An 18763-nucleotide genomic window follows, 5' to 3' on the forward strand; every position below is an offset into this window, starting at 1 on the left:
GCCGGCATCGAACAGGTCAACCAGACCGTGGTGCAGATGGACGAAACCACCCAGCAGAACGCCGCGCTGGTGGAAGAAGCCACCGCTGCTGCACGGGCGATGGAGGAACAGGCTGCGCAGTTGGCCGACGCCGTGGCGATCTTCCGCCTCGACAACCAGGTCGCCGTCGCAGTGAAGGCGGTGACCGCCAAGGTCGCGCCGAAGGCCGCCAGCCCTGCGCCTGCGCCTGCGCGACCGTTGTCGACGCCCGCAACGATCCGCCGTACCCACTCCAGCACCGTCGTCTCCAACGACGGCGACTGGCAGGAATTCTGATCCTCGCGGCGGCTCCGGCCGCCGCCCCGCCGATGGACACGCCACCCGTGCAGAGCCCTACCCCCATCGTCAGCGGTACACGCGAATTCGAGTTCGCCGACCGTGATTTCCGCCGCGTCTGCGACCTGATCTACCAGCGCGTGGGCATCGCCCTCGCCCCAGCCAAGCGCGACATGGTGTACGGACGCCTGTCGCGCCGCCTGCGGACGCTGGGCATGCGCAGCTTCCAGCAGTACCTGGACCACCTGGAACAGGGCGATGGAGACGAGTGGCAGGCATTCACCAATGCGCTGACCACCAATCTCACCGCGTTCTTCCGCGAGCCGCACCATTTCGACAAGCTGCGCGACGAGCTGCAGCAGCGCAATGCCCGCAGTCCACTGCTGCTGTGGTCATGCGCGGCCTCCACCGGTGAAGAGCCCTACTCGATGGCGATCACCGCCTGCGAAGCGTTCGGCACCCTGAAGCCACCGGTGCGCATTGTCGCCACCGACGTCGATACCCAGGTGCTGGCGACCGCCGGGCGCGGCGTCTACAACATGGACCGTGTTGCTGGCCTCGATCCGGACCTGCGCCGCCGCTACTTCCAGCGTGGCAGCGGTCCCAACGAAGGCCAGTGCCGCGTGCTGCCGGCGCTGCGCGAGCTGATCGAGTTCCGCCCATTGAACCTGCTGGCACCGCGCTACGACGTCGGCGGCCCCTTCGATGCGCTGTTCTGCCGCAACGTGATGATCTACTTCGACAAGCCGACCCAGCGCGCGATTCTTGGCCGCCTGGTCAATCATCTGGCCGACGACGGTCTGCTCTACACCGGCCACTCGGAAAACTACCTGCACGCTGCCGATCTGATCCAGCCCTGCGGCCGTACCCTGTACCGGCGCGCGCAGGGAGCCAGCGCATGAATGCTTCGCTGCGCACCGATGATGTGATGCGCTACCAGGACGCACGCTTCAAGACCATCGCCGCCAAGCTGCTGCCAACCCAGTACCTGGTGGTGGATGACACCACCGCGCTGACCACCACGCTGGGTTCGTGCGTGGCGGCGTGCCTGCGCGACCCTGTACTGAAGATCGGCGGCATGAACCACTTCCTGCTGCCCGAGGGCAACGCCGGCGACGGCGCGCCCGCACGCTATGGCAGCTACGCGATGGAACTGCTGATCAACGACATGCTCAAGCGCGGCGCCCACCGCAAGCGCATCGAGGCGAAGGTGTTCGGCGGCGCCAACGTGCTGAAGGGCTTCACCAGCAATCCGGTAGGCACGCGCAACGCCGAGTTCGTGCGTCAGTACCTGCAGGCCGAACACATCCCGATCCTCGCCGAAGACCTGTGCGGCATCCACCCGCGCAAGATCTGGTTCTTCGCCGATACCGGCCGCGTCGTCGTGCAGCGCCTGCCGCACGCCCACGAAGCCGAAGTGGCCGCGACCGAATCGGCCGTGCGCGCGCGCCTGTCCAAGGCCCCGGTCACCGGTGGCGTGGAGCTGTTCGAATGACCCTGACCGGCAACGCCCCCTGCCGGGTCCTGATCGTCGACGATTCCGCCGTCGTGCGGCAGATGCTCACCGAAATCCTGTCCAGCGATCCTGCCATCGACGTGGTCGGCACCGCTGCCGACCCGCTGCTGGCGCGCGAGAAGATCAAGCGCCTGGCTCCGGACGTGATCACCCTGGACGTGGAAATGCCACGCATGGATGGCCTGGCGTTCCTGGAAAACCTGATGCGCCTGCACCCGCTGCCGGTGGTGATGATCTCGTCGCTGACCGAACGCGGTGCCGATACCACCCTGCAGGCGCTGGGTCTGGGCGCGGTGGACTTCGTTTCCAAGCCCAAGCTTGATGTGGCCCGTGGCCTGCAGGCCTATGCCGACGAAATCATCGCCAAGGTGAAGATGGCCGCACGCTCACGGGTGCGCCCGCTGGTGCGCGTGGCCGCACCGAAACTCACGCTGGATGCCGCCCCTGCCGTGCGTCCGGCAGCAACGCAGTTCCGCACCACCGACCGTCTGATCGCCATCGGCTCGTCGGCCGGTGGTACCGAAGCACTGCGCGTGGTGCTGGAAGGAATGCCCGCCGACGGTCCCGCAGTGGTGATGACCCAGCACCTGCCCGCCAGTTTCAGCACTGCCTTCGCCGAGCGCCTGGACCGTCATTCGGCGATGGCCGTACGCGAAGCCAGCGATGGCGAAGCGGTACTGCCCGGCCACGCGTACCTGCCGCCCGGTGGCAAGCACCTGCGGATCATCCGTGACGGTGCGCGCTGGCGCTGCCGGGTCGACGACGGCCCGGCGGTGAACCGGCACAAGCCGGCGGTGGACGTGCTGTTCCGTTCGGTGGCGCAGGCCGCCGGCGGCAATGCGATCGGCGCCATCCTCACCGGCATGGGCGATGACGGCGCGCGCGGCCTGCTGGAAATGCGCCAGGCCGGTGCCCCGACGCTGGTGCAGGACGAAGCCACCAGCGTGGTCTGGGGCATGCCCGGCGCAGCCTTCAAACTTGGCGCAGCCGAGGAACAGGTGCCGCTGGAACGCATTGCCGAGCGATTGCTGGTGCTGGCACGTGCCTGAACTATTATCACGAACTCAGACATTCAGGATTGAAATCGATGAGGGACAGAAGGATATTCCGCTCTAGGGCAGTGCTCGGGATAGCGCTCGCGACACTTTCGTATGCAGCTCTGGGAAGTGTGCCAGCTAATCAGCCCCTCGAAGCTGCCGCACCACTATCGCCCCCTTCAACACCAGATTCAGCCAGAGAAATAAGCAAGCTTCAGTTTGAAATTGAGCTAGCGAGCCTGAGAACCGAGGCAAAACTTGAGAGCGAGGCGAAAGAGCGCGCGCTAATTGCTCATCAGGCATCCAACCTCGAAAACCGCATTGATCACCAGGATCGAGCCATTGATCGTCAGGATCGAACCATTGATCGCGCGATAAGTACTTTTGGAATAATCCTATCTGTTGCCACGCTGGTTGCTGCTTTACTTGGATTTGTTGGATTCGTGACGGTAAGATCCCGCGCAACGGAAGAAGCCAGAGCTGTCGCACGCTCTGAAGCCAAGGAGACGTCGGACCAGTGGTTTAAGGAAAATGCTGGAAATGTTTCCGCGACCCTCTCGCGCCTATCGAAAGAGCTCGATGAAACGAAGGACAAGGCGGAGAGGATATTTTCAGCTAGAGCGGCGGAAATCGAGACACTTGCCCAGCAAGCACGCACTGCAATTCAGAATCAGCTTGCTAGCGACACACCTCCAACTCCAATATCAAATGTGGAGTCCTTGGCTCTTGCTGAATCGGCACACGCCGCAGAAGCCAAGCCAGCTTCGCTCCGCCGATTCGAAGACTGGAACACTAGTGCATTTGAGGCAATCAGGAACAATGACGTCGCTGCAGCAACCGCCGCATGGATCGAAGCGTCGAAAGCACAAGATGCAAGCGAAGCAAGTCGCGCGGGAGCCCTATTCAACGCTGCACTAGCACATCAGAAATTCCAAAATGACGAAGCGTCCCTCAAGATCGCGGATAAGCTCATAGAGGAATTCGGCAGCACGAAGGACCCCTCTACCCAAGTTCAGGTAGCAAGGGCTCGAGTCACTAAAGCATCCTCACTCAGGAGACTGGGAAGAGAGGACGAGTCCATCAGGGAAAACTTAGATGTTGCCGATGGATTTGACCCGCAGTCTCATCCGGAAATGCTCGAGCGCATAGTAAATGCGCGTACAAATGCGATTATTGCACTTGCAGGAAAGGGTGACTTGAAAAGCATAATCGCGCAGATTTCCAAACTTCAAGAATCGACAAAAATATGCGACCTGCCCTTCGCTCGTAGAGCAGTAGCCAAAACGCAGTGCTGCCTGTCATCAGCTCTTCTCGGCGAGGAAAAATGGAACGAATGTATCGAATCCTGCAAAGAGGCTGAAAGGATTTTTGAAAATGATGACGACCCCGAGGTCAAGAGTTGGGTTACCGCTGCGGCAGCAATAAAATCTGTCGGACTATACGCCATCGGCGATGCTGCGGGAGCAATTGAGAATTTGAATTCCACATTTATTAACTTGAAGGACAACTGCAGCGAAGATGCAGCTCACACCATAGTTATTGCATGCGCGAATCTTGCTCGCCTAATGACCGATGCGGAGAGCTATTCAGCCGCACTTACTCTTTATAGCGAAATTCTCTCAATCACACATGACTCGTCAAATGACGCCGTCAATAATATGCGACCCGCAATCCTCACAAATAGGTCTCACAGCCTAATTCGGGCTGCAAAAGCGGAATGGGCCAACCCGGACACGCGCGACACGCACCTTGCCGAGGCAAAAGATAATCTTGAAGATTCGCTTAACATTACGCCACACAGCGGAACAGCCCAGGCCAATCTTGCGTACGTAAATTATCTTATGACAGAGGAGTGCGACACCACCATAGCGATTCTTAGAGCAGCATTTCTAATTAAGGGCCCAGAATTAGTCGCGAGCATGAGAGAGGATGCCCTGTATAACAGGACCGCCGCTGACAGCGCATTTCTTGACATGATTGATGCGGCCGCCAAAAGCGAGAAAGCGCAAATCATTCCTTAGCATTTTTTACCGGTGCGAATGAGTGCCATAGTCAAACGCGCCGATCCAAAACAAACGCCTCCATCAAATGCAACGCGCTATAGAATTTTCGCGCAAACATCACCTTGCGCCTTGTTGAGCCTGACATATTTTCTCTTGTCTGAGTGACCATAAAAAATGCTCCACCTGTAAGCAAGTGACCCTCCACAAAAAACCCCCGGCTTTCACCGGGGGTTCTTCGTTTCAGCTGGCTACCGGCCAATGGCCGGCACTACTGCATCAGGCAGCGACCGTGTTGGCCACGTCCTGGTATTCCTCGATCTGGTCGAAGTTCATGTAGCGGTAAATCTCCGCGCCGCTGGCGGCGATCACACCGACATCGGCCATGTACTCTTCCTTGGTCGGGATGCGGCCCAGACGCGAGCAGATCGCGGCCAGCTCAGCCGAACCAAGGTACACGTTGGTGTTGCGGCCCAGGCGGTTCGGGAAGTTGCGGGTCGAGGTCGACATCGCGGTGGAGCCTTCGCGGATCTGCGCCTGGTTGCCCATGCACAGCGAGCAGCCCGGCATTTCCATGCGTGCGCCGGTGGCGCCGAAGGTGCCGTACACGCCTTCCTTGGTCAGCTCCGACGCATCCATCTTGGTCGGCGGGGCCACCCACAGGCGGGTCGGCAGGTCACGCTTGCCTTCCAGCAGCTTGGCAGCGGCACGGAAGTGACCGATGTTGGTCATGCACGAACCGATGAACACTTCGTCGATCTTGGCGCCAGCGACTTCGGACAGGGTCTTCACGTCGTCCGGGTCGTTCGGGCAGGCCACGATCGGCTCGTGGATGTCGGCCAGGTCGATCTCGATGACGGCGGCGTACTCGGCGTCGGCATCCGGCTCCAGCAGCTCCGGGTTGGCCAGCCATGCTTCCATCTTCTCGATGCGACGCTGCAGCGAACGCGGATCCTGGTAACCCTCGGCGATCATCCACTTCAGCAGCGTGATGTTGCTGGTGAGGTACTCGATGATCGGTTCCTTGTTCAGGCGCACCGAGCAACCGGCGGCCGAACGCTCGGCCGAGGCATCGGACAGTTCGAATGCCTGTTCGACCTTCAGTTCCGGCAGGCCTTCGATTTCCAGGATGCGGCCGGAGAAGATGTTCTTCTTGCCAGCCTTGGCCACGGTCAGCAGGCCCGACTTGATCGCGTACAGCGGGATCGCGTTGACCAGGTCTCGCAGGGTCACGCCCGGCTGCATCTTGCCCTTGAAGCGCACCAGCACCGATTCCGGCATGTCCAGCGGCATGACGCCGGTGGCAGCGGCGAAGGCGACCAGGCCCGAACCGGCCGGGAACGAAATGCCCACCGGGAAACGGGTGTGCGAGTCGCCGCCGGTACCGACGGTGTCCGGCAGCAGCATGCGGTTGAGCCAGCTGTGGATCACGCCGTCGCCCGGACGCAGCGAGATGCCGCCGCGGGTGGAGATGAATTCCGGCAGGGTGTGGTGGGTCTTGACGTCCACCGGCTTCGGGTAGGCCGCGGTGTGGCAGAACGACTGCATCACCAGGTCGGCCGAGAAGCCCAGGCAGGCCAGGTCCTTCAGCTCGTCGCGGGTCATCGGGCCGGTGGTGTCCTGCGAGCCCACCGAGGTCATCTTGGGTTCGCAGTAGGTGCCCGGGCGCATGCCCTGCCCTTCGGCCAGGCCACAGGCGCGGCCGACCATCTTCTGGGCCAGCGAGAAGCCCTTGCCGGTGTCGGCCGGCTGCACCGGCAGGCGGAACAGGTCGGTCGGGGCCAGGCCCAGCGCTTCGCGCGCCTTGCCGGTCAGGCCACGGCCGATGATCAGCGGAATGCGGCCACCGGCACGCACTTCGTCGAACAGCACATCGGACTTGACCTGGAACTCGGCGATCACTTCGCCGTTCTTCAGCGCCTTGCCTTCGTACGGACGCAGCTCGACCACATCGCCGTGCTCCATCTTCGACACGTCCAGCTCGATCGGCAGCGCGCCGGCATCTTCCATGGTGTTGTAGAAGATCGGGGCGATCTTCGAACCCAGGCAGACGCCACCGGCGCGCTTGTTCGGGATGTACGGAATGTCATCGCCGGTCCACCACAGCACGCTGTTGGTGGCCGACTTGCGCGAGGAACCGGTACCGACCACGTCACCGACATAGGCGACCAGGTGACCCTTGTCCTTCAGGTCGAGGATCTGCTGGATCGGGCCGCGCTTGCCGTCTTCTTCCGGGGTGAACGGCGCATCGTCGCGCTTGTTCTTCAGCATCGCCAGGGCGTGCATCGGAATGTCCGGGCGGGTGGTCGCATCCGGTGCCGGCGACAGGTCGTCGGTATTGGTTTCGCCCGGTACCTTGAACACGGTGACGGTCAGGCTCTGCGGCACTTCCGGGTTGCTGGTGAACCACTCGGCATCGGCCCAGCTCTGCAGCACGGACTGGGCGTTGGCGTTGCCGGCCTTGGCCTTTTCCTGCACGTCATGGAAGGCGTCGAACACCAGCAGGGTCTTCTTCAGCGCGTCGGCAGCGATGGCGCCGACGCTGGCGTCGTCCAGCAGCTGCACCAGCGGCGCGACGTTGTAGCCGCCAAGCATGGTGCCCAGCAGTTCAGTGGCGCGCTCGCGGCTGATCAGCGGGTTCTGCTCGCTGCCCAGTGCGATCGCGGCCAGGTACGAGGCCTTGACCTTGGCAGCGTCATCGACGCCGGCCGGCACGCGGTGGGTCAGCAGGTCGAGCAGGAACTCGGCCTCGCCCTGCGGCGGGTTCTTCAGCAGTTCGATGACATCGGCCGTCTGCTGCGCGGTCAGCGGCAGGGGCGGGATGCCAAGCGCAGCGCGCTCGGCGACGTGGTGGCGGTAGGCTTCCAACATGACAACTCCCGGGTAATGCGTGAGGTGAATAAAAAATGGGCTCAGGCTTGCGGCACGATCAGCTTCAGGCCCTTGAAGTAGTCGCGGTAAAACGTGTCGTTCCAGGTGATCAGGCCATCGCACTGCAGCAGTGCGTGGGCGCCGACCATGAATTCGTCCAGGCTGCGGCGGCTGCCGCTGCGTTGGCGGTGGCGGCGGTGCATTTCACCGGCGCGCAATGCGGACTTGGCCTCCATCGGATTGAAGTGCACGCCCATTTCTTCCAGCGCTTCAAGCACTTCGGCACCGCCGCGCAACGAAGCGCAGACTTCCGCCAGGGTGGCGCCGCACACCACCACGCGGCCACCGACCAGGCTCTGCCGCAGCATCGCCTCGACCGCGTCGGCCTGCGGGCCATTGCTGAGCAGTTCCACCAGCACCGGTGAATCGACGGCGATCATCACGGCTTATTCCTCGTCCCGCACCGCGCGCACGGCGGCCTCGGACGATTCGAATCCGTCCAGCGCGAACTTGCCGCGGGCACGTGAGATCGCATCGTCCACGCTCTTGCGCAGGATGATACGGCTGCCATCCAGCTCGACCTTCAGCAAGGTGCCCTTGGTCAGGCCGAGGGCATCACGCACCGCCTTGGGCAGGGTGATCTGTCCGCGTTCTGCAACGGTGGCTTCCATGGGTATGCCCTCTTCGGTATGCACGAATTATACATACCGAAGGGGCCATACCACCAGCCACGTACTTGGAACGCCAGCTGCAGGCGGGTGTTGGAGGTGGTGCTCTCGTCCCTGCCCTGCCCGCTGCGCCTGCGGTTGCTGGTCTTCCAGCGGATCGCCCTAAACAGCAGCCGGCCGTGTTCGTTCAGGAACCTGTCTGTCTCCTGCCGGCCGCGTGGAACAGGACAGCCTGAGACGCAAGCGCGCCCGTCCGGCCAGCATCAGATCACCTGGGCAAAGGCCTTGCCTCGCGCGACGCGACCCGCAAGCCGGCTGTCAGGCATTTCGACAGTGCCCACCCATGCAAGCCCACCAGGAAACTGCACCGCCTCAAGAAGGTGCGTGCAACGTAGCCTCTGGTGGCTGTCGCGGATACGCAGCCGGTCCAGCAGGGTTTCCTGAAGGCCTGCATCGGGCACAACCACGACCACCAGCCGATGGCGATCGCTCCGCCACCGCGAACGTTGCCGCAACAGACTCACCGACCTCGCTATCGCCTGCACGCGCTGCATCGAACACCTGAAGTCTTCGAGCACATGATCGGGCATCTCGAACGGCTCGAAGATACTGTCGGCCCCAACGCCGTCCCATTCAATGCTCTCGGCATGGTCTGCAAGCGCGTCGGCGGCCACGGCACGGCGCAGCGGTGCCAGCCTGGAATCTTCTGCACCTTCCCCATGCAGAAGACGCAGCTGCCACCGACGGCAATGACGATCCATGTCAATGGACTGGCCTGCACCCTGGTCAAGCAACGCCGTCGCCGCCGCGCGGTCTCCGCAGTCAATGGCCCGCTCAATGAGCATTGACCGCGCAACAGCGAGATCCTGATCGCCAGAAGCCAATGCATCGTTCAGGATCTGCCAGCACCCCGCATCCGCCAGCTCCCGCTGCAGCCAGCCCAGCCGCTCCAGCGCGCGCGCAGGCAGCACCTGGGTACTCCTGCGACAGAGCAGATGGTCGCGCTCCTGACGCAGTCGCTCGCAGCGCGCCACATGCTCCTCCCAGGCGTCAGCAACATCGGCAGGCCACCGACGGTCAAGCGCATCAGCCAACCTGCTGGACGTCTGCATGGGCACCAGCACTGACAGCGCCGAGCATCCCTCGCCGATCGGATCCAGCACCGGCATGTTCTTGCCTCCCAGCATGCCAAGCCGGTCGCTCAACCTCGGGTGCGTCGGCAACGGCGCGACACCGCACAACAGGGCCTCGTCGAGCAAATAGCTCCGCTCACTGGCGTCCGGCCAGCGCAGGTCCCCCAGCAGCAAGCCTGCAAAAGGCCTGCCTTCCGGCGCGGCAGACGTGGCATCAGCGGGGAAGAACAACGGCCACCAAATCGTTGACAGCGTATGCTTTGCCAACCCGATCATGGCCAGCGTCTGCGCGACCCGTGCACCGCCGCAGCACTGCGCAGCGGCACGGTCGGCACGGTACTCGCAGCTGTGCGAGAGACGACGCCAGGATCTCCCGCTCACCGGGCCACAGAGTCGGCCGACCCACGCCACCAGACGCCACACTGATCGTGCGTAGCGCGTATCGGCATTGTGCGGCGTGTTGCCCGATGTCACTGCCAGCAGTCTGGCCAGCAGCGAATGCAGGACAGCACGAGTTCCCCCGACGTGCCCCAGCTCGTGCGCAATGACCGCACGCAGCTGCTCGGGAGAGAGCATCACCAGCAATGGAAAACCAAGTGTCACCCGGAGCACGGGCATGGTCCGCGGCCGCCAGCGACGTTCGACGCTTATGGACGCATTGCACTCATCGTGGATCGAGACCTGATCGATGGATGGCAACCGCCGCGTTGCTGCCACGGAATCCAACACCGCAAACAGCGCAGGTGCCTCGGCTCTCCGCATGACCGGCCAGGGTTCCACATCGGTGGCTGTCGTCCGGTACCCGGCCAGCATGCGGGCAACGGCACACAGATGCAGCAGCGCAAGCACGGCCATGGCAGCCAGCATGATGTGAGGCAGTGGCAAACCTGCATTCCCGGCCCAGGCCAGTGCCAGCACAGCCGTCAACGGCAGTACCGCGATCACTGCCAGCGGCAGCGCCAGCAGAACCACGCCCGCCGTGCCTGCCAGCATCCCACCCATAGCCTCACGAATCCGGCGGACCGACCGCCGGGAGGATGGCGCGTCAGCCTGCATCGGGATTTGGCGGGGCCTCACCAAACGTCAACGCATACGCCACGGGATCAATCTGATGGCGGTCACGTTCAACTGCGCGGCGCCAGCGCAGGCCACCCAGCCAGCCCCCCTTCATCTGAAGTCGATCCTGCAGATCTGCAACGTCCGGATCGTCCGGCTCACGCTCGCAGGCGCGCTCCAGCCAGACGCTCGCCAGCCAGCGGTTAGCGGCGACGCCAATGCCCGAAAGGAAGGCATCGGCGAAGAATCTGGATGCCCACGCCTCCAGATCAGCGTCATCCTGCAGCCAGATACGAACCAGCACGGTATGCACCGCCTCATGCTGCTCTTCGGGGGCTCCTTCCCAGAGCATCCGCACCAGGGTCTTCATTGCGTAGGACCATGCCTCTTCGTGCGGCAGCGCAACGTCGTTGACCCGCCGATAGCAACGCAACGCCTCGGCGCGCGCCTCAGGACAACCATCGTTATAGAAGGCCTTTGCACGCCTGAGCCCCCAATTGCACAGGGCAACCGGGTGATCCGCGGCCGCGGCCTGTTCCAGCAGCGCCGCGCTTCGGGCCGCGTCCGGGACCACACGACCGCGCTTGGTGGGCGGTGCATCTGGCGATAGCTCGCCGGAGTACACCAGCATGGCACCCGCGTGACCACGTGCGACAAGGCGCTCGAACAATGCGATCCCGGCATCCGAATCGATGCCGTCATACAGATTGAATGCGTGCTGGCCCACATCCGTGCCATGCGCCTCCGCCATCCGCAGCGCCAGGTCGAAGCGGGTTTCCCTGCAGCCAGCCGCCAAGGGCGCATCGCCAGCAAGACCAAAGGCATCACACTGGCGGGCGACGTCCAGCCACAACAGCGCACACGCATCGTTGTGCAGGAGCTCTTCAAGCTCCAAGCAGCGGCGCATCAGACCAGCGCGGTCCTCAATTCCAACATGGGCGACGCACTGCTCCAGCGTATACAGACTCCGCTCGGCGAATGCATAAGGCATCAGCTCGAACATCTCCACCAACATCGCGTACACGCGCTGCATTTCAGCCTTGTTCCAGCACACTTCGCCGTCCATCTCCGTCCGCGCCTGATAGGCAAGGTGCCGGGTATAGGCCCTCAACGCACGTACACGGGTATCCGGCAGCAAGTCTGCAGCTAGCAGGGCATCAAGGCTTTCCCTTACCTGCGCGGTGTCCTCCGGGTCTTCACTGTCGTCGATCATCCCGATCCAGTCATTTTCCTTCAGCTCGCGCAGATCGTTGCGCTGCGCCTCGGTCAGACCCGTGCAGATCGGACCGTCGATGAAACCCTGCATCTGCTCGTGACTTCCTCCCCAGCGTGGATAGAGGAAATAGAGATAGTCACCCAGCAAGTCCAGGTCGTTGGGACTGACTGCCAATGCCTGCCGCAGCCAGTAGATCTTGCCGTCCTCGAACTCGTGCGGCAGCCGCGGTGCAAGGCAGGCCGGCAGGCTGGGAATCTGTTGCAGAGCCCCGCCAAGGGTTGCCACATGCGCCAATCCTGCCCGCCAGATCAGCTCATCATGGCCATCAGTGTCCGGGTAGGCATCCGGCACTTTGCCGACCTGCTGATCCAGCAGCCATTGAGGCTCACCGAGATAGCACGTGACCCTGAACAGTCGATGCCATGCCTGTCGCCCGCGCGGGTCACAGGCCAGCGCCTGCAGGAAGCAGGCTACTGCGTGGTCTCTGGCCAGACCGGCGCCGATCCACTGACTGCGGCCCACCTGGTTCGCGCACCGTGCTGAACGGATGCGTGCGGCGGTCTGCCCCCAGGCAGCGCCCAGCACCAGCCACGCATGGTAGCTCTGCGGGCACTCCGCAATCCAACCCCGCAGTAGTTCCATCAACCGGGCCTCTTCAAGCCAGGGCGCGATCAACTGCTGCATCAACCATTGCGCTGAGCCCAGCCCGGTCCGCGGCCCCTCCACGTCGTCACGACTGACAAACAGGGCGTCCAGGGCCTGCCCCTGACCGGCCAGAAGCAGCTCCCGGGCCGTGTTACGGGCGCTGACGGCATCAGCCACCTCCGGGCGTTCGTGGGGGGCGATCGGACATTCAAGGAGCATCGGCTGGACCTCATTGGGATCAACCGTCCACTTTGGTTGGCCTCGCCAGCTGCCGCCATGAAGAAAGTTGCAAAATCGGCAGCGGTGCTGAGAACCGTGACATCGGCACTACATACAGCCGTGTAACCTTGCGTCCTGCGCCAAGGGCGTTCCGGCCCTTCCCTGCTCAGCCATACTGGCGGGGATCCGGCGGCCGGAACGCCACCGGCAAACGCAAGCAGGTCCGCTCATGTGCGGGCCAGAGCAAGCCATCCGCAAGAAGGAGTTACCCCGCATGAGCGATTCGTTCTCCACCCGCAGCCAGCTGAATGTCGGCGGCAAGACCTACGACTACTTCAGCCTGCCCAAGCTGGGCCAGCGCTTCGACATCTCCCACCTGCCCTACTCGATGAAGATCCTGCTGGAGAATCTGCTCCGGCACGAGGATGGCGGCGTCACCGTCGGCAAGGATCACATCGAGGCCGTCGCCCGCTGGCAGCCCAGCGCAGAGCCCGACACCGAAATCGCCTTCATGCCCGCACGCGTGGTGCTGCAGGACTTCACCGGCGTGCCCTGCGTGGTCGACCTGGCCGCGATGCGCGATGCGGTGGTCAAGCTGGGCGGCCGCCCCGAACAGATCAATCCGCTGATCCCCTCCGAACTGGTCATCGACCACTCGGTGCAGGTGGACGTGTTCGGCAAGCCCGACGCACTGGACCTCAACGGCAAGATCGAGTTCCAGCGCAACCAGGAACGCTACGGCTTCCTGCGCTGGGGCCAGAAGGCCTTCGACAACTTCAAGGTGGTGCCGCCCAACACCGGCATCGTCCACCAGGTCAACCTGGAAAACCTGGCCCGCGTGGTGATGACCGCGGACAAGGACGGCAAGGCCATCGCCTACCCCGACACCGTGTTCGGCACCGACAGCCACACCACGATGATCAACGGCATCGGCGTGCTCGGCTGGGGCGTGGGCGGCATCGAGGCCGAGGCCGCCATGCTCGGCCAGCCCTCGTCGATGCTGATTCCGCAGGTGGTCGGCTTCAAGCTGACCGGCAAGCTGCCCGAAGGCGCCACCGCCACCGACCTGGTGCTGACCGTCACCCAGATGCTGCGCAAGCTCGGCGTGGTCGGCAAGTTCGTCGAGTTCTATGGCGACGGCCTGCAGCACCTGCCCTTGGCCGACCGCGCGACCATCGGCAACATGGCCCCGGAATACGGCGCCACCTGCGGCATCTTCCCGATCGACAATGAATCACTGACCTACCTGCGCCTGTCCGGTCGCAGCGAAGAGCAGATCGCGCTGGTTGAAGCCTATGCCAAGGCACAGGGCCTGTGGCACGACGCCAACAGCCCGCACGCTCAGTACAGCACCACGCTGGAACTGGACATGGGCACGGTGAAGCCCTCGCTGGCTGGGCCCAAGCGCCCGCAGGACCGCGTGCTGCTGGAAGACGTGCAGAAGAACTACCGCGACGCGCTGGTCGGCATGACCGCCAACCGTGACAAGCGCAGCGAGGATGTGTCCACCTTCGTCAATGAAGGCGGCGGCGCCGCCGTGGGCAACGAGCAGTTGGCCAAGGGCTACGCCGACATCGAGATGGACGGCAGGAAGGTGCGGCTGAAGGATGGCGCAGTGGTCATCGCCGCGATCACCTCGTGCACCAACACCTCCAACCCAGCGGTGATGATCGGCGCCGGCCTGCTGGCCCGCAACGCGGCCGCCAAGGGCCTGGACCGCAAGCCGTGGGTCAAGACCTCGCTCGGCCCAGGCTCGCGTGTGGTCACCGACTATCTGGAAAAGGCCGGTGTACTCACCGAGCTGGAGAAGATCGGCTTCTATGTGGTCGGCTATGGCTGCACCACCTGCATCGGCAACTCCGGCCCGCTGCCGACCGAAGTCAGCGCCGGCATCGCCAGTGGCGACCTGGTGGTGACCTCGGTGCTGTCGGGCAACCGCAACTTCGAGGGCCGCGTGCACCCCGAAGTGAAGATGAACTACCTGGCCAGCCCGCCGCTGGTGGTGGCCTACGCCATCGCCGGCACCACCGATATCGACCTGACCACCGAACCGCTGGGCACCGGCAGCGATGGCCAGCCGGTGTACCTGCGCGACATCTGGCCGAGCAACAAGGAAATCGGCGACGTCATCGCCGCTACCGTCGGCCCGGAGATGTTCAAGCAGAACTACGCGGACGTGTTCAAGGGCGATACCCGCTGGAACACCATCGCCTCGCCGGACGGTGATCTGTACGAATGGAGCGATGCCTCCACCTACATCAAGAACCCGCCGTACTTCGATGGCATGACCATGCAGGTCGGCACCATCGATGACGTGCACGGCGCGCGGGTGATGGGCCTGTTCGGCGATTCGATCACCACCGACCACATCTCCCCGGCCGGCAACATCAAGAAGGATTCGCCGGCGGGCCGCTTCCTGCAGGAACGCGGCGTGCAGCCGGCCGACTTCAACAGCTACGGCAGCCGCCGTGGCAACGATGACGTGATGGTCCGCGGCACCTTCGCCAACATCCGCATCAAGAACCTGATGTTCGGTGGCGAAGAAGGCGGCAACACCCTGTACTACCCGGCCAACGGCGGCCAGCCGGAAAAGCTGGCGATCTATGACGCGGCGATGAAGTACAAGGCCGACAAGGTGCCGCTGGTGGTGCTGGCCGGCAAGGAATACGGCACCGGCTCCTCACGCGACTGGGCAGCCAAGGGCACCCTGCTGCTGGGCGTGAAGGCGGTCATCGCCGAAAGTTTCGAACGCATCCATCGTTCGAACCTGGTCGGCATGGGCGTGCTGCCGCTGCAGTTCCGCAACGGCGAAAACGCACAGTCGCTGGGCCTGGATGGTTCGGAAGTGATCGATGTCACCGGCCTGCAGGATGGCGCCAGCAAGCGCGCCACGGTCACCGCGACCAAGGCTGATGGCACGAAGAAGACCTTCGAAGTGTCGGTGATGCTGCTGACCCCGAAGGAAGTGGAGTACTTCCGTCATGGTGGCCTGCTGCAGTACGTGCTGCGCCAGCTGGCCAGCAAGTAACGCATCAACTGTAGAGCCGAGCCCGCGCTCGGCTACATCGCCACAGCATCAGCCGAGCATGGGCTCGGCTCTACAAGAAGAAGGGCCGGATCCTCGCAGATCCGGCCCTTTTCTTTGGCCTAGCCGGGCAAGGCCCGGCGCTACCTACCGCCGCGGCGCATCCGGGTCGGTACGCAGCGCCTTCAACAGGCCCCACATGTAGAACGCCAGGATGAACGAGAACGGCAGGCCGCACAGCACCACCGCCGTCTGCATCGCGCTGAAGTTGCCGGCCAGCAGCAGGCCGACGCTGGCCACGGTGATGCCCGCCGCCCAGAACACGCGCAGCCAGATCGGCGCGTCATGCCCATCCTCCACGCCATCATCAACGCGGCGCGTGCACAGGTTGGCGATCATCAGCGTGCCCGAATCGACCGGGGTCAGGAACAACACGAAACCAATCACCACCGCCGCACCGGCGATGTACGGCGCTGCAGGCAGATACTCCAGCAGCTTGAACAGGGTCATCGCCGCATCATGCTGGGCCACTTCGCCCAGTGCTGCCTGGCCATGGTTCAGCACAAGATCGATGGCGGTGTTGCCGAAGATCGACAGCCACGCCAGGGCGAAGCCGAGCGGGATCAGCAGCACGCCCATGATCACTTCACGAATGGTGCGGCCACGCGAGATGCGCGCCACGAACAGGCCCACGAACGGTGCCCAGGCAATCCACCACGCCCAGTAGAACAGCGTCCACGAGCCCATCCACTCACGCCCCTTCGGGTCATTGAGGTACATGTCGAAGCTTTTGCGCACGAACGCGCCCAGATAGTCGCCGGTGTTCTGCACCAGGCCATCGAACAGGTGCAGGGTCGGCCCGGTCACCAGCACGAACAGCAGCAGCAGGCACAGCAGGCGCACGTTGAGGTTGGACAGCCAGGCGATGCCCTTCTCCACACCGGCAACGACGCCGATGGTGGCCACGACCATCATCACCAGCACGATCGCCACCAGCACCTGCGGCGTATCCGGGATGCGGAACAGGTAGACCAGGCCGGACTGCACCACCAGCGCACCGATGCCGAGGTTGGTGACCATCGAGATCAGCGTCGCCAGGATGCCGAAGCCATCGACCATGTCACCGATGCGGCCATGGATGCGCTCGCCGAAGATCGGGTACAGCGCCGAACGCAGCGCCAGCGGCAGGTTGCGGCGATAGGCGAAATAGCCCAGCGCCACGCCGACCAGCGCGTACAGCGCCCAGCCGTGCAGGCCCCAGTGCAGGAAGGTCAGCACCATCGCTTCGCGGCCGGCCGCAACGGTTCCGCCGGGCTGCCCGGGCGGGTTGAGGAAGTGGTCCAGCGGTTCGTAGGCACCGTAGTACAGCAGCGCGATGCCGATGCCGGCCGAGAACAGCATTGATACCCAGGCCACGTAGCCGAAGGCGGGCGATTCCTCGTTATGGCCCAGGCGGATGCGGCCATACGGCGAGAACGCCAGCCACAGCACGAAGCCCAGGCAGGCCACGATCAACAGCATGTACCACCAGCCGAACGCCGCCGAGACCTCGGCCTGCGCCCATTGCAGCCAGTGCTCGCTGGCCTCGGGGAAGAAGACGGTCAACGCACCGAGGATGCCGATGGAGACCGACGAACTGAAGAACACGAAACGGTTCAAGCGCAGGGGCGAGCGCTTGGGATGAGCCAGGGAAGACATGGGGTCGTCTCATCAGTCCAGGGGGGCACATGGGCGGGGCCGGACCGGAAACCGGGCCCATGGCGTGGGGGCGCGACCGGCATCGTAGGGTTTATTGATTGAACGTTCAATCAATAAAAAGTATGATCTTTACCAGCCCGGTTTCCCGGGTCGCAATCCGTGGAGAGACAATGCCGAAGAAAGGCGTGGAACCGGTCCGCCGCGAGCAGTTGATCCGGGCCACTTTCCAGACCATCGACGAGATCGGCATGGCCGATGCCACCGTCGCCACCATCGCAAAGAAGGCCGGCCTGTCCAGCGGCATCGTCGCCCACTACTTCGGCGACAAGGACGGCCTGCTCAATGCCGCGATGCGGCAGATCCTGCGCGAGCTGAAGGCCGCCGTCGCCCGCTATCGCGACGCCGCGCCCGATGACGCACGTTCACAGCTTCGCGCCATCGTCGATGGCAACTTCGACGACAGCCAGACCAACGGGACCGCCATGCGTGTATGGCTGACGTTCTGGGCCGCGAGCATGCACCAGCCGGAACTGACCCGGCTGCAGCGTGCCAACGACCAGCGACTGTTCTCCAACCTCTGCCACCAGTTCAACCGCCAGCTGCCGCACGCGCAGGCACGCCTGTCCGCACGCGGACTGGCCGCGATGATCGACGGCCTGTGGCTGCGCGGCAGCCTGGTCGGCGGTGATTTCAACGCCGACAAGGCCCGTCGCATCGCCTACGGCTACATCGATTTCCAATTGCAGGCCAACGCGCCCTGAGCGCGCCACGACCCCGCCCCACCCCTTCCAGGAGTACGCCGATGACCACCCTGCCCGTGCAACAGCTCTACATCCACGGCCGCCGCGTCGACGCCACCAGTGGCAAGACCTTCCAGACCATCAACCCGGCCAACGGCCAGGTGCTGGCCGACGTGCAGATCGCCAGCCAGGCCGATGTCGAGCGCGCGGTTGAAAGCGCGAGCGAAGGCCAGAAGGTGTGGGCAGCGATGACCGCGATGGAGCGCTCGCGCATCCTGCGCCGCGCCGTCGAGATCCTGCGCGAGCGCAATGACGAGCTGGCCCACCTGGAAACCCTGGATACCGGCAAGGCGCTGGCCGAAACCACCACCGTGGACATCGTCACCGGCGCCGACGTGCTGGAGTACTACGCCGGCCTGGCCACCGCCATCGAAGGCATCCAGCTGCCGCTGCGCGAATCGAGCTTCTTCTATACCCGCCGCGAGCCGCTGGGCGTGGTCGCCGGCATCGGCGCCTGGAACTACCCGATCCAGATCGCCATGTGGAAGTCGGCCCCGGCGCTGGCCGCCGGCAACGCGATGGTCTTCAAGCCGTCCGAAGTGACCCCGCTGACCGCGATCAAGC

General features: G+C 63.8%; 13 protein-coding genes and 1 pseudogene. 8 read left to right on the forward strand and 6 right to left on the reverse strand.

Translation table 11 applies throughout. The features are described 5' to 3' along the window. The 5 genes and pseudogenes from GIW57_RS21990 to GIW57_RS22010 all read left to right on the forward strand — a co-directional run. Positions 1-315: pseudogene (locus GIW57_RS21990) on the forward strand (methyl-accepting chemotaxis protein); the annotation flags it as partial. A gap of 32 nt (positions 316-347) precedes the next feature. Then, a complete protein-coding gene (locus GIW57_RS21995) occupies positions 348-1217 on the forward strand; it encodes a CheR family methyltransferase (protein ID WP_236512879.1) in 870 nt (289 codons plus the stop codon). After that, the gene (cheD, locus tag GIW57_RS22000; protein ID WP_025878962.1) at positions 1214-1810 is read left to right on the forward strand and encodes a chemoreceptor glutamine deamidase CheD; all 597 of its coding nucleotides are present in this window, start codon (positions 1214-1216) and stop codon (positions 1808-1810) included. The genes GIW57_RS21995 and cheD overlap by 4 nt, the downstream gene beginning before the upstream one ends. After that, positions 1807-2880 (forward strand): chemotaxis response regulator protein-glutamate methylesterase, encoded by a 1074-nt coding sequence (locus GIW57_RS22005; RefSeq protein WP_236512881.1) that lies wholly within the window; start codon positions 1807-1809, stop codon positions 2878-2880. Before cheD ends, GIW57_RS22005 begins: the two co-directional genes overlap by 4 nt. Before the next feature lie 38 nt (positions 2881-2918). Next, positions 2919-4889: a hypothetical protein gene (locus GIW57_RS22010; protein ID WP_236512883.1), complete on the forward strand. Its 1971-nt coding sequence runs from the start codon at positions 2919-2921 to the stop codon at positions 4887-4889. 258 nt (positions 4890-5147) lie between these two features. Here GIW57_RS22010 and acnB read toward each other — a convergent pair whose 3' ends face one another. The 5 genes from acnB to GIW57_RS22035 form a co-directional block, all read right to left on the reverse strand. After that, the gene (gene acnB / locus GIW57_RS22015; RefSeq protein ID WP_100465271.1) at positions 5148-7739 is read right to left on the reverse strand and encodes a bifunctional aconitate hydratase 2/2-methylisocitrate dehydratase; all 2592 of its coding nucleotides are present in this window, start codon (positions 7737-7739) and stop codon (positions 5148-5150) included. Positions 7740-7780: 41 nt separating this feature from the next. Beyond that, positions 7781-8179 carry a type II toxin-antitoxin system VapC family toxin gene (locus tag GIW57_RS22020; RefSeq protein ID WP_100465270.1) on the reverse strand — a complete coding sequence of 133 codons (399 nt, stop codon included), beginning with the start codon at positions 8177-8179 and terminating at the stop codon, positions 7781-7783. Positions 8180-8185: 6 nt separating this feature from the next. Next, on the reverse strand, positions 8186-8410 hold the full coding sequence (locus tag GIW57_RS22025) for an AbrB/MazE/SpoVT family DNA-binding domain-containing protein (RefSeq protein ID WP_099554759.1): 225 nt from the start codon (positions 8408-8410) through the stop codon (positions 8186-8188). Positions 8411-8670: 260 nt separating this feature from the next. Further along, entirely contained in the window at positions 8671-10542 is a 1872-nt protein-coding gene (locus GIW57_RS22030) for a M48 family metallopeptidase (RefSeq protein WP_100465269.1), read from the reverse strand. Between the two features lie 43 nt (positions 10543-10585). After that, complete coding sequence (locus GIW57_RS22035) at positions 10586-12634, reverse strand: DUF4034 domain-containing protein (protein ID WP_236512885.1); 2049 nt, start codon at positions 12632-12634, stop codon at positions 10586-10588. Between the two features lie 316 nt (positions 12635-12950). On the opposite strand from GIW57_RS22035, the gene acnA reads away from it, so the two are divergent. Further along, positions 12951-15704 carry an aconitate hydratase AcnA gene (gene acnA, locus GIW57_RS22040; protein ID WP_236512886.1) on the forward strand — a complete coding sequence of 918 codons (2754 nt, stop codon included), beginning with the start codon at positions 12951-12953 and terminating at the stop codon, positions 15702-15704. A 144-nt stretch (positions 15705-15848) separates the two neighbouring features. Here the strand turns inward: acnA and GIW57_RS22045 are convergent, their stop codons facing one another. Further along, positions 15849-17399, reverse strand: a complete 1551-nt coding sequence (locus tag GIW57_RS22045; RefSeq protein ID WP_236512888.1) for a BCCT family transporter — start codon at positions 17397-17399, stop codon at positions 15849-15851. A 170-nt stretch (positions 17400-17569) separates the two neighbouring features. Between GIW57_RS22045 and betI the strand changes: the two genes are divergently transcribed. Continuing rightward, on the forward strand, positions 17570-18160 hold the full coding sequence (gene betI, locus GIW57_RS22050) for a transcriptional regulator BetI (protein WP_100465265.1): 591 nt from the start codon (positions 17570-17572) through the stop codon (positions 18158-18160). A 41-nt stretch (positions 18161-18201) separates the two neighbouring features. Next, a partial coding sequence (locus GIW57_RS22055; RefSeq protein WP_236512890.1) for an aldehyde dehydrogenase family protein occupies positions 18202-18763 on the forward strand: 562 nt, incomplete at its 3' end.

Source organism: Stenotrophomonas sp. PA-6-5C (assembly GCF_021605635.1).
Classification (GTDB): Bacteria; Pseudomonadota; Gammaproteobacteria; order Xanthomonadales; family Xanthomonadaceae; genus Stenotrophomonas; species Stenotrophomonas lactitubi.

Bases quoted from the DNA above. Each gene is read 5' to 3' on its own strand.
- cheD (WP_025878962.1), top strand. From the start codon at position 1,214: ATGAATGCTTCGCTGCGCACCGATGATGTGATGCGCTACCAGGACGCA.
- GIW57_RS22005 (WP_236512881.1), top strand. From the start codon at position 1,807: ATGACCCTGACCGGCAACGCCCCCTGCCGGGTCCTGATCGTCGACGAT.
- betI (WP_100465265.1), top strand. From the start codon at position 17,570: ATGCCGAAGAAAGGCGTGGAACCGGTCCGCCGCGAGCAGTTGATCCGG.
- acnB (WP_100465271.1), bottom strand. From the start codon at position 7,739: ATGTTGGAAGCCTACCGCCACCACGTCGCCGAGCGCGCTGCGCTTGGC.
- GIW57_RS22025 (WP_099554759.1), bottom strand. From the start codon at position 8,410: ATGGAAGCCACCGTTGCAGAACGCGGACAGATCACCCTGCCCAAGGCG.
- GIW57_RS22045 (WP_236512888.1), bottom strand. From the start codon at position 17,399: ATGTCTTCCCTGGCTCATCCCAAGCGCTCGCCCCTGCGCTTGAACCGT.
- GIW57_RS22010 (WP_236512883.1), top strand. From the start codon at position 2,919: ATGAGGGACAGAAGGATATTCCGCTCTAGGGCAGTGCTCGGGATAGCG.
- GIW57_RS21995 (WP_236512879.1), top strand. From the start codon at position 348: ATGGACACGCCACCCGTGCAGAGCCCTACCCCCATCGTCAGCGGTACA.
- GIW57_RS22020 (WP_100465270.1), bottom strand. From the start codon at position 8,179: ATGATCGCCGTCGATTCACCGGTGCTGGTGGAACTGCTCAGCAATGGC.
- GIW57_RS22030 (WP_100465269.1), bottom strand. From the start codon at position 10,542: ATGGGTGGGATGCTGGCAGGCACGGCGGGCGTGGTTCTGCTGGCGCTG.
- acnA (WP_236512886.1), top strand. From the start codon at position 12,951: ATGAGCGATTCGTTCTCCACCCGCAGCCAGCTGAATGTCGGCGGCAAG.